Raw genomic sequence first — 10454 nt, 5'->3', positions numbered from 1 at the left:
CTTCTGATATCACTCAATAACTTTTAAATCGGCCTCTTAGGTACAATGTGTTACCTATCTGTTCAGGCTGCACAATGAGTATGGCGGAGGAGGTGGGATTCGAACCCACGGTACGCTTTCACGCACGCCGGTTTTCAAGACCGGTGCCTTAAACCGCTCGGCCACTCCTCCGGCTGGAGCGCATTCACGAAATATTCGTAGATGTCGCTTAGAGGATGGCCTTTAGCACCGTGTTCTCTTGCGGGTCAATCCCGGTATATGCACCGGTCTGACGCGGACACGCGGGGGCGGTCAAAACCCGACCGCGGCAATTTCGGGTTGCGCAATTTCGCCAATTTTGTTAACGCGCCACAAAGAGGCCATCAAGCATCCGCATAGGAGAGTTTGACACAGTTTCAAGGTCCAGGGGTTCCGGCAAGCAATCCTGACGGTACATCGACATAGACGGAAGAAATGTTGGCATGAAAGAAATCCGGTTTTCCACCTCGCTGGCAATGCTGGCTATGACTGCATTGATGGCTTCGTGCACGACCACGGGCGATACATCCAAAGACATCAAGGATGACGCGGCGGAAGTCGCCGATGCTGCCAAAAGCGGCATTTCCGAAGCGGATGCGCTTTCCTACCAGAAGATCGGCAAGCCCTATCAAATCAAGGGCAAATGGTACACGCCCAAGGCCGACACCAAATATTCCAAGACCGGGCTCGCTTCCTGGTACGGGCCGAAATTCAACGGCGCCCAGACCGCGAGCGGCGAAATCTACGACATGAACCACCTGTCGGCGGCCCACAAGACGTTGCCGCTGCCAAGCTATGTCCGGGTGACCAATCTCGACAATGACAGTTCCGTCATCGTGCGCGTTAACGATCGTGGTCCTTTTGTGTCCGGCCGGATCATCGACCTTTCCAAGAAGGCCGCCGAGATGCTGGACGTCACGGGTTCGGGCGTGGCCAATGTCAAGGTCGATTACGTCGGCCCCGCCTCGCGCAATGCCGACGACATGAACTATCTGATGGCCTCCTACGAGAAGAAGGAGGTGCCGGACGGCGTCGATCCGGGGCGTTTCGGCGAGGTGCAGCTTGCCAAGGCTCAAGCGCCGGTTCCCGCCGAGGCTGCCAAGACCGAGACGATCATTGCCAAGACAGAGACCGCCGAAAAGCCCGTCGAGCTCGCAGAGACTTCGGTGAAGCCAGAAGAGGCGAGCGCGCAGCTTGCCCTGGTCGAGGAGGCAAAGCCCGTTACGGCAAGCGACGCCAGTGCCGCGACCGAGACCATTCTGGCGGACAATACCGGCTATTCCGTTCCGATCCCGTTCAAAAGATAGCTCGCACAGGCCTTTTGCCCCGGCCTGAATTCGTCTAGATCATCGGACGGTTAATATGAACCGCCCGGTGATCTAGTTTTTTGTTTTGCCGCATCGGGTTGTCAAAAACCGGATTCCACTTTTTCGCCCGATGCTCTAAACGACGACGAAGCGATGGCCGGAGGTATGTGAGAGCTTGAAACGCGGGGTATTTATCAGCTTTGAAGGCGGCGAGGGCGCCGGCAAGTCGACGCAGATCCGTCTGCTGGCCGAACGCCTCACCAGCCTTGGCCGCGCGGTGGTCGTTACGCGTGAGCCCGGCGGCTCAGCAGGCGCCGAAGCGGTGCGCCACGTGCTGCTTTCGGGCGCTGCCGAACCGTTCGGCGTCGGCATGGAAGTGCTGCTGTTTGCCGCCGCCCGCAACGATCATGTCGAGGAAATCATCAAGCCTGCGCTGGCAGACGGCAGCATCGTGCTGTGCGACCGGTTCATGGATTCCTCCCGCGTCTATCAGGGGACAGCTGGCGGGCTTGCGCCTGATTTCATCTCGACCGTGGAGCGGGTCGCCGTCGACGGCACCATCCCGGATCTCACCCTGATTTTCGATCTCGATGCCCTTGAGGGGTTGCAGCGCGTCAAGGCCCGCTCGCCCGAACAGGCGCTTGCCGGCACGCCGGATCGGTTCGAGAAGGATGATATCGCGGTTCACGAGGCGCGGCGCAGGGCGTTTTTGAAGATCGCCGAGGCGGAACCCGAAAGATGCCGGGTGATCCGCGCCAATGCTGCGCCGGAAGCGGTGGCGGAAGCGGTCTGGCAGGCGGTCTCGCCTTTTGTGGAGGCGCGCGGCGATGGCTGACGATATGGTTCTGGAAGGCGCGGTGCATCCGGCGGCCAATCCCAATCTGTTCGGTCACGAGGAAGCGGAGGCCTATCTCGCGACGGCCTATCGTTCCGGCAAGGGGCATCACGCGATCCTGTTGGAAGGCGGCGAGGGTATCGGCAAGGCGACGCTTGCCTTCCGCTTTGCCAATCATGTTCTGCATTTTCCCGAGCCGCACAGCGCGCCCGATCATATCATCGCGCCGGATCATGCAGCGCCGCTGACGCGCCAGATTATTGCCGGCGCCTCCCATGATCTCCTCCATCTGAAACGCCCGGTCGATGTGAAGACCGGCAAGCGGCGGACGGCCATCACCGTCGACGAGGTCCGCAGGGCCGGGCACTTCCTGTCGCAGACCTCGGGGACAGGAAACTGGCGGATCGTCATTGTCGATGCCGCCGACGACCTCAACCGCTCGGCCGCCAATGCCATTTTGAAAATTCTTGAGGAACCGCCGAAACACGCGATGTTCCTGCTGATCTCGCATACGCCGGGCCGGCTGCTGCCGACGATCCGCTCGCGCTGCCTGCCGCTGCGTTTGCGCCCGCTGGAACCGGCCGGCCTTTTGAAGGCGCTCGGCGCGCTCGGCGTCGATGCGGGCGGCGAGGGCGCGTCGCGGCTTGCGGCGCTTGCCAATGGCAGCGTTTCGGAAGCGCTGAAGCTGGTCAATTACGGCGGCGGCGAGATCATCGACGCCTATCATGAGACGCTCGCCGGCTCGGAGGCTGAGGCGAGGGCGCTGATGCACCGGCTCGCCGATACCCTTGCCAAGCGCGACAACGAGACGGTCTTCGCCTTCCTGCTCGCCCATGTCGAGGAGGATGTCCGCAGCCGCGCGCGTGAAGCGGCGATGGACGGCGAGATCGCACGGGCCGAGCGGCTGGCAGCGCTCTCCTCCGAGCTCGACAATGACGTGGCGACGGCCGATGCCTACAATCTCGACCGCAAGCAGCTCGTGCTCGACCTGCTCGCCCGGATCCGCGCCGCCGTCAATTGAACGAAGCGCGCCGGTCGGTTTGACTTGATGCATTGCGGCACTGGCGTTAAGACCGGCGAAACGATCGAGGCCGGCGCCGCTTTTTTGGCGGCCGGCAGCAGCAGTCAAGCGGACGGGTTTCGGACATGAGCGACAAGGCCAATAATTTCTACATCACGACGCCGATCTTCTATCCGAACGGCACGCCCCATATCGGCCACGCCTATACGATGATCGCGACCGACGTGCTGGCCCGCTTTGCCCGCCTTGACGGCAGGAATGTGCGATTTCTCTCCGGCACGGACGAGCATGGCCAGAAGATGCAGCAGACCGCCGAGAAGGAGGGCATTCCGCCGATCGAGCTTGCGACCCGCAACTCGGCGGTGTTCCGCGATCTTCTGGCGCGGCTGAACTGCTCCAATGACGACTATATCCGCACGACCGAGGAGCGCCATCGGGTTGCCGTCCAGGCGCTGTGGAAGCGCATGGAGGAAAACGGCGATATCTATCTCGGCAAATATGGCGGCTGGTATTCCGTGCGTCAGGAGGCCTATTTCGACGAGAGCGAAACCACGGTCGGCGAGGATGGCGTGCGCCGCGAACCGCTGGGTTCGCCGGTGGAATGGGTCGAGGAGGAGAGCTACTTCTTCAAGCTCTCCGCCTATGGCGACAGGCTTCTGGAATACTACGAATCCCACCCCGATTTCATCGGTCCCAATGAGCGCCGCAACGAGGTTGTCTCCTTCGTCAAATCCGGCCTGAAGGATCTGTCGATCTCGCGCACCACCTTCGACTGGGGCATTCCCGTGCCCGGCAATCCCGATCATGTGATGTATGTCTGGGTGGATGCGCTGACCAATTATATCACCGCGCTCGGCTTTCCGGATGAAACCAATGAACTTTGGGATTTCTGGCCCGGCATTCACATCATCGGCAAGGACATCATCCGCTTCCACGCCGTCTACTGGCCGGCCTTTCTGATGTCCGCCGGCGTGGCGCTGCCGAAACGGGTCTATGCCCATGGCTTCCTGCTCAACAAGGGCGAGAAGATGTCGAAATCGGTCGGCAATGTCGTCGATCCGTTCAATCTGGTGGAGCATTTCGGGCTCGATCCGATCCGCTATTTCTTCCTGCGCGAGGTCTCCTTCGGCCAGGACGGCAGCTATAGCGACGAGGGGATCGGCATGCGGATCAATTCCGATCTCGCCAACGGGATCGGCAATCTCGCCAGCCGCTCGCTGTCGATGATCGTCAAGAATTGCGACGGCCAGGTGCCGGAATGCGGCCCGCTGACCGACGATGACAAGGCCATGCTCGCCACCGCCGATGGCGTGATCGCGACGGTGCGTGCCGACATGGATAAGCTTGCGATCCACCGCGCGCTCGCCGCGATCATCGGCGTGGTCTCCGATGCCGACCGTTATTTCGCGGGCCAGGAGCCCTGGGCGCTGAAGAAGACCGATCCGGAACGCATGGCGACCGTGCTTTACGTCACGGCCGAGGTGGTGCGTCAGGTCGCGATCCTGCTGCAGCCGGCCATGCCGGAATCGGCGGCGAAATTGCTTGATCTGGTCGCCGTGCCGGAAACTGAACGCACATTCGCGCATTTGGGAGAGGCGGGCCGCCTTAAGCCGGGCACGCCGCTGGAAAAGCCCGCGCCGGTTTTCCCGCGCTATGTCGCGCCAGAGGAATAGAGAGACTTTCATGCTGATCGATACCCATTGCCATCTGGACTTTCCGGATTTCGACGCCGAGCGCGACGAACTGGTCGCGCGCGCGAAGGGGGCGGGCGTCGCGCAGATGGTGACGATCTCAACCCGCGTGAAGAAGTTTCAGCAGATCGTTGATATCGCTGAAAAATACGAGAACGTCTTCTGCTCTGTCGGCACCCATCCCGCCAATGCCGATGAGGAGCTGGATATCACCGCGGAAGACCTGATCGCGCTCACCGCACATCCGAAGGTGGTGGCGATCGGGGAAGCCGGGCTCGACTATCACTACGAGCCGGAAAAGGCCGAGGCGCAGAAGACCGGGCTTCGCCGTCATATCGACGCCGCGCGGCGCACCGGGCTGCCGCTGGTGATCCACAGCCGCGACGCGGATGACGACATGGCCGCGATCCTGACCGAGGAGAGCGAGGCCGGGGCGTTTCCGTTCATCCTGCATTGCTTCTCGTCGGGCAGGGGGCTTGCCGAAACCGGCGTCGCGCTTGGCGGCTATGTGTCGTTTTCGGGCATCCTGACCTTCAAGAATTCGCAGGACATCCGGGACATCGCGGCCAATGTCCCCATGGACCGGCTGCTGGTGGAAACCGACGCACCGTATCTTGCGCCGACGCCCTTTCGCGGCAAGCGCAACGAGCCCTCCTATGTGGTCAACACCGCCCGCATTCTGGCCGAGGTAAAGGGCGTCAGCGAGGATGAGATCGCGGCAATCACCACCGAGAATGCGTTTCGCTGCTTTTCCAAGATGACGCGGGTGTGACACTTGGAGTACCGGCGACGTTTTACCATACTCGGCTGCTCGTCCTCGCCCGGCGTGCCCCGGATCACCGGGGACTGGGGCGCGTGCGATCCGCAGAACCCGAAGAACCGGCGCACCCGCGCCTCGCTGATGGTGGAGCAGATCGGGCCCGATGGCGGCGTGACGACCGTGGTGATCGATACCGGTCCGGATTTCCGGGAACAGATGATTCGCTCAGGCGTCACCCGCATCGACGCGGTGCTGTTCACCCATGCCCATGCCGATCATCTGCACGGCATCGATGATATCCGCGGTTTTTTCCACGCCCAGCGCCGCCGCATCCCGGTCTATGCGGAGCCGGTGACCATGGGCCGGATACTCGACGGCTTCTCCTACTGCCTGCGGGTTCCGGAAGGCAGCAACTACCCGGCGATCGCCGAGCCGAACCTGATCGAGGATCTCGATACGCCCGTGCGAATCGAGGGGCCGGGCGGGGCGATCGAATTCCAGGCCTTTCCTCAGCAGCATGGCGATATCATTTCGCTCGGTTTCCGGATCGGCGATATTGCCTACTGCACCGATGTCAGCGATTTTCCACCCGAGGCGGTTGCAAAGCTTCAGAACCTGGACCTGATCATCATTGATGCACTGCAATATCACGGGCACCCGAGCCATTTGTCGCTGTCGCAGGCGCTCGGCTGGATCGAAAGCTTCGCCGCCCGCCGCGCGGTGCTCACTCACATGCACACCCCGCTCGACTACGACACGGTGATGGCCGAGACTCCGGACCACGTCGAGCCCGGATATGATGGACTGACGATCGAATTTGATTCGATTTAGCCTCGGCCTGCCGCCGCAGGCAGCGTCATCCAGCGTCGCAAACAGGCGCGGGGCATGTCGGTGGCCGCGCTATCCTCGACACTGACTTTTCGCCGGTTCAACGGCGGAGCGCCGTCGGCTCAAGTTTTGCGCGTAGCCATTATACCAAAGTCTTAAGTGCGCGGTTCTTCGCTTGAGCTTCAAGGCAAAATCGACCGTTCATTCCGCGAGGACTGAAATTTGAGGTTGATTTGAGGAGCGCGAATTGCAGTATTGGTTACGGCCTGCCTAAAAATCGCGCATGAGAAAGCGATGGGCAAAACAGATGGGGACAATATGGCGAATAACCGTGGCGCATCGGTTAAGTACGAGAATGTTCAAAAAAGCTATGATGGCGAAAGCCTGGTCGTCAAAAAGCTGAATCTTGATATCCCGCCAGGCGAATTTCTGACGATGCTGGGACCCTCGGGGTCCGGCAAAACCACCTGCCTCATGATGCTCGCCGGCTTCGAGCCCGCGACCGGCGGCGAAATCTACCTCAACGAGCGACCGATCAACAACGTGCCGCCGCACAAGCGCGGCATCGGCATGGTGTTTCAGAATTATGCGCTGTTTCCGCATATGACGGTCGCGGAGAACCTCGCCTTTCCGCTGCAGCTGCGAAATATGAGCAAGTCGGAGCAGGAGGAGAAGGTCAAAAACGCGCTCGACATGGTCCAGCTCGGCAAGTTCGGCAATCGCAGGCCGGGCCAGCTTTCCGGCGGCCAGCAGCAACGCGTGGCTGTCGCCCGCGCGCTGGTGTTCGACCCCGAACTGGTGCTGATGGACGAGCCGCTCGGCGCGCTCGACAAGCAGCTGCGCGAGCAGATGCAGTATGAAATCAAGCATATCCACGACAATCTCGGCGTTACCTTCGTCTACGTCACCCACGACCAGACCGAGGCGCTGACCATGTCGGACCGGGTCGCCGTGTTCAACGATGGCATCGTCCAGCAGCTTTCGGCGCCCGACGTGCTTTACGAGAGCCCCGGCAATTCCTTCGTCGCCCAGTTCATCGGCGAGAACAACACGCTGAACGGGATCGTGACCTCGATTGACGGCAATGAATGCAGGGTGCGCGTCGAGGACGGCACCACGCTGGTCGCCGAAAAGGTGAATGTCGTGAGCGAAGGCGACCGCACCACGCTGTCGCTCCGGCCCGAAAGGGTGGAGCTGATTGCTGCCGATACGGTCGAGAACAAGGTGACCGGCCGGGTCGAGGAGCTGATCTATCTCGGCGACCATCTCCGTGTGCGCATGAATGTGTGCAGCAATGACGAATTCATCGTCAAGGTCAGGAATCGCGGCGAACGTTGGGATCTCGAGGTTGGCCAGACGCGAACGGTCGGTTTTGCCGCCCGCGACTGCAAGGCCCTCGATTATGCCGCCTGACCTGCGGTGAAACGTGGCGGCCGCCAGGGCGGCCGTTCAGATAAACGTAACCAGTGAAATCTGCAAAAAGGGGAACTGACATGAAACTCCGTACTATCATCCTGGCCTCCGCCGCCACCGTGGCGATGGGCAATGCGGCCTTGGCCGAGGACTTGACGATCGTGTCCTGGGGCGGCGCCTATTCGGCCTCGCAGGACAACGCCTATCACCAGCCGTTCATGGCCGAAAATCCGGATGTCACGATCATCAACGACGAATCCTCGAACGAGGCCGTCGCCAAGCTGCGCGCCATGTCCGAAACCGGCAATGTCACCTGGGACATCGTCGACGTCGAAGGTCCGGACAGCCAGCGTCTTTGCGACGAGGGCCTGGCCATGGAGATCGACCTCAACGAGTGGACCAAGGCAGCGCCCGACGGCACGCCGGCCGTGGAAGATTTCGGCGACGCCGTGATCAACGACTGCTTCATCCCGCAGATCGTGTTCTCGACCACTTTCGGCTACCGCACCGATGTCGCCGCATGGAACGGCAATGAGCCGACCGAGCTCTGCGATATCTTCGACACCGAAACCTTCCCCGGCAAGCGCGCGCTTGAAAAGCGTCCGAAGAAGAACCTGGAATGGGCTCTGATCTGCGATGGCGTTGCCAAGGAAGACCTCTACGACGTGTTGTCGACGCCTGAAGGCGTGGACCGGGCGCTTGCCAAGCTCGACACCATCAAGGACGACATCATCTGGTGGTCGGCCGGCGCCGAAACGCCGCAGCTTCTCGCCGATGGCGAAATCGTCATGGGCTCGACCTATAACGGTCGTCTGTTCAGCGTAATCGCCGAGCAGGACCAGCCGGTGAAGATGCTGTGGGACTGGCAGGTGTTCGACTATGACGGCTGGATCATTCCCGCCGGCCTGCCGGACGACAAGCTGGCCCTGGTGAAGGAATACATCATGTTCGCCACCGACACCCAGCGCCTTGCCGACCAGGCCAAGTACATCTCATACGGTCCGGCCCGTGCGTCGTCTCAGCCGCTCGTCGGCGACCATGCCGAGCTCGGCATTCCGATGGGCCCGCACATGCCGACCAACCCGGACAATATGGGTAATTACCTGGTCAACAACATCCTGTGGTGGGCCGACAACCAGGACGACGTGGAACAGAAGTTCCAGGCCTGGCTGGCCCAGTAAGGTCAAAAACGCGCCCGGTGCTGCCGGATGAACTCAACCCTGTCCCGGAACGCCGGGGCAGGGAGCCGATTGCGCAAACCGGCGATCCGGCCCTTTTGCGCAATCCGCTTCACACCGAATAAAAACAGGGGAACCGACCGGCGTGGCTGAGCAACAAATTCTGACCAGCGAGGGAAAGCCGCTCAAACAGGCGTTGCGAAAGGCGTTGAGGCGCGAGAAGATGCGCTCTCTTCTGCTGATAGCGCCTCTGCTGGCCTTCGTACTCGTCGCCTTCATCGCGCCGATCGGCGATATGCTGTTCCGCTCGGTGGAGAACAATATCGTCTCCGATACCCTGCCGAAGACCACCGCGGCGCTTCAGGACTGGGACCCTTCCACGGGCGAACTGCCGGACGAGGCGGCCTATGAGGCGCTCTATGACGATCTGACGGTCGCGGTGGAGAAGAAGATCCACACCCGTCTCGGCTCGCGCCTCAATTACGAGCAGGCCGGCATGTCGAGCCTGTTCCGCAAGGCCGGACGCACGGTGCGCAACATTGAGCCCGGTTCGCCGGACATCAAGGCACAGCTGATCGAATCCGACAAGGACTGGGGCGACCTCGACACCTGGGCGATCCTTAAGATGTATTCCCCGGCCTATACGCCGGGCTATTTCCTCAACGCCGTCGATGCCGAAATGGGGCCGGACGGCATCGGCATGAAGCCTGAAAATGAGCGCATCTATCTGTTCCTGTTCGGCCGCACGCTGATGCTGTCGATCATCATCACCTGCTCCTGCCTCGTGCTCGGCTATCCGATCTCCTATCTCTTGTCGCATCTGCCGCTCAGCCGCGCCAATCTTCTGATGGTGCTGGTGCTGCTGCCGTTCTGGACCTCGCTTCTGGTGCGCACCTCGGCGTGGAAGGTGCTGTTGCAGCAGCAGGGCGTCATCAACGATCTTCTGGTGTGGAGCGGGATCGTCGACAATGCGGGCCGGCTGGTGATGATCAATAACGCCACCGGCACGATCATCGCCATGACCCACATCCTGCTGCCGTTCATGATCCTGCCGCTCTATTCGGTGATGAAGACGATTTCGCCGACCTATGTGCGCGCCGCCCGCAGCCTTGGCGCCACGAGCTGGACGGCGTTCTGGCGGATTTATTTCCCGCAGTCCGTGCCCGGCATCGGCGCCGGCGCGGTGCTCGTCTTCATCCTGTCGATCGGCTACTACATCACGCCGGAACTGGTCGGGGGCACCTCGGGCATCTTCATCTCGAACCGGATCGCCTACCACATCTCCAGTTCGCTCAACTGGGGGCTCGCGGCGGCACTTGGCACGCTGCTTCTGGTGGTCGTGATGTTCATGTTCGTGCTCTACGACAAGATCGTCGGCATCGACAATGTGAAGCTCGGTTAGG

The 10454-nt window shown here is 61.2% G+C and carries 9 protein-coding genes and 1 tRNA gene; 9 read left to right on the top strand and 1 reads right to left on the bottom strand.

Annotated features, from left to right (window positions below; genetic code table 11):
* Positions 1-81: 81 nt before the first annotated feature.
* A tRNA-Ser gene (locus K7H91_RS19870) sits at positions 82-171 on the bottom strand.
* Between the two features lie 290 nt (positions 172-461).
* Here K7H91_RS19870 and K7H91_RS25755 point away from each other — a divergent pair.
* From K7H91_RS25755 to K7H91_RS19825, 9 genes are all read left to right on the top strand, one after another.
* Positions 462-1325 (top strand): septal ring lytic transglycosylase RlpA family protein, encoded by an 864-nt coding sequence (locus K7H91_RS25755; protein WP_330166025.1) that lies wholly within the window; start codon positions 462-464, stop codon positions 1323-1325.
* 175 nt (positions 1326-1500) lie between these two features.
* Complete coding sequence (tmk, locus tag K7H91_RS19860; protein ID WP_230721946.1) at positions 1501-2160, top strand: dTMP kinase; 660 nt, start codon at positions 1501-1503, stop codon at positions 2158-2160.
* Positions 2153-3181: a DNA polymerase III subunit delta' gene (locus K7H91_RS19855; protein WP_230721945.1), complete on the top strand. Its 1029-nt coding sequence runs from the start codon at positions 2153-2155 to the stop codon at positions 3179-3181. Before tmk ends, K7H91_RS19855 begins: the two co-directional genes overlap by 8 nt.
* A gap of 125 nt (positions 3182-3306) precedes the next feature.
* Positions 3307-4854, top strand: coding sequence for a methionine--tRNA ligase (gene metG / locus K7H91_RS19850; protein WP_230721944.1), 1548 nt, complete (start codon positions 3307-3309; stop codon positions 4852-4854).
* Between the two features lie 10 nt (positions 4855-4864).
* Positions 4865-5644, top strand: coding sequence for a TatD family hydrolase (locus K7H91_RS19845; RefSeq protein ID WP_230721943.1), 780 nt, complete (start codon positions 4865-4867; stop codon positions 5642-5644).
* 3 nt (positions 5645-5647) lie between these two features.
* Positions 5648-6463 (top strand): MBL fold metallo-hydrolase, encoded by an 816-nt coding sequence (locus K7H91_RS19840; RefSeq protein WP_230721942.1) that lies wholly within the window; start codon positions 5648-5650, stop codon positions 6461-6463.
* A 315-nt stretch (positions 6464-6778) separates the two neighbouring features.
* Positions 6779-7873, top strand: a complete 1095-nt coding sequence (locus K7H91_RS19835) for an ABC transporter ATP-binding protein (RefSeq protein WP_230721941.1) — start codon at positions 6779-6781, stop codon at positions 7871-7873.
* An 80-nt stretch (positions 7874-7953) separates the two neighbouring features.
* The gene (locus tag K7H91_RS19830; RefSeq protein ID WP_230721940.1) at positions 7954-9054 is read left to right on the top strand and encodes an extracellular solute-binding protein; all 1101 of its coding nucleotides are present in this window, start codon (positions 7954-7956) and stop codon (positions 9052-9054) included.
* Between the two features lie 142 nt (positions 9055-9196).
* On the top strand, positions 9197-10453 hold the full coding sequence (locus K7H91_RS19825) for an ABC transporter permease (RefSeq protein WP_230721939.1): 1257 nt from the start codon (positions 9197-9199) through the stop codon (positions 10451-10453).
* The last annotated feature ends 1 nt before the right edge of the window (position 10454 follow it).

The sequence above is a fragment of the Martelella mediterranea genome (assembly GCF_021021415.1).
GTDB lineage: Bacteria > Pseudomonadota > Alphaproteobacteria > Rhizobiales > Rhizobiaceae > Martelella > Martelella mediterranea_C.
This window is presented reverse-complemented; position numbering and strand designations above follow the sequence as displayed.

What these genes read in the sequence shown, in the direction of transcription:
- K7H91_RS25755 (WP_330166025.1), top strand. Translation starts at nt 462, where the DNA reads ATGAAAGAAATCCGGTTTTCCACCTCGCTGGCAATGCTGGCTATGACT.
- K7H91_RS19855 (WP_230721945.1), top strand. Translation starts at nt 2,153, where the DNA reads ATGGCTGACGATATGGTTCTGGAAGGCGCGGTGCATCCGGCGGCCAAT.
- metG (WP_230721944.1), top strand. Translation starts at nt 3,307, where the DNA reads ATGAGCGACAAGGCCAATAATTTCTACATCACGACGCCGATCTTCTAT.
- K7H91_RS19845 (WP_230721943.1), top strand. Translation starts at nt 4,865, where the DNA reads ATGCTGATCGATACCCATTGCCATCTGGACTTTCCGGATTTCGACGCC.
- K7H91_RS19835 (WP_230721941.1), top strand. Translation starts at nt 6,779, where the DNA reads ATGGCGAATAACCGTGGCGCATCGGTTAAGTACGAGAATGTTCAAAAA.
- K7H91_RS19830 (WP_230721940.1), top strand. Translation starts at nt 7,954, where the DNA reads ATGAAACTCCGTACTATCATCCTGGCCTCCGCCGCCACCGTGGCGATG.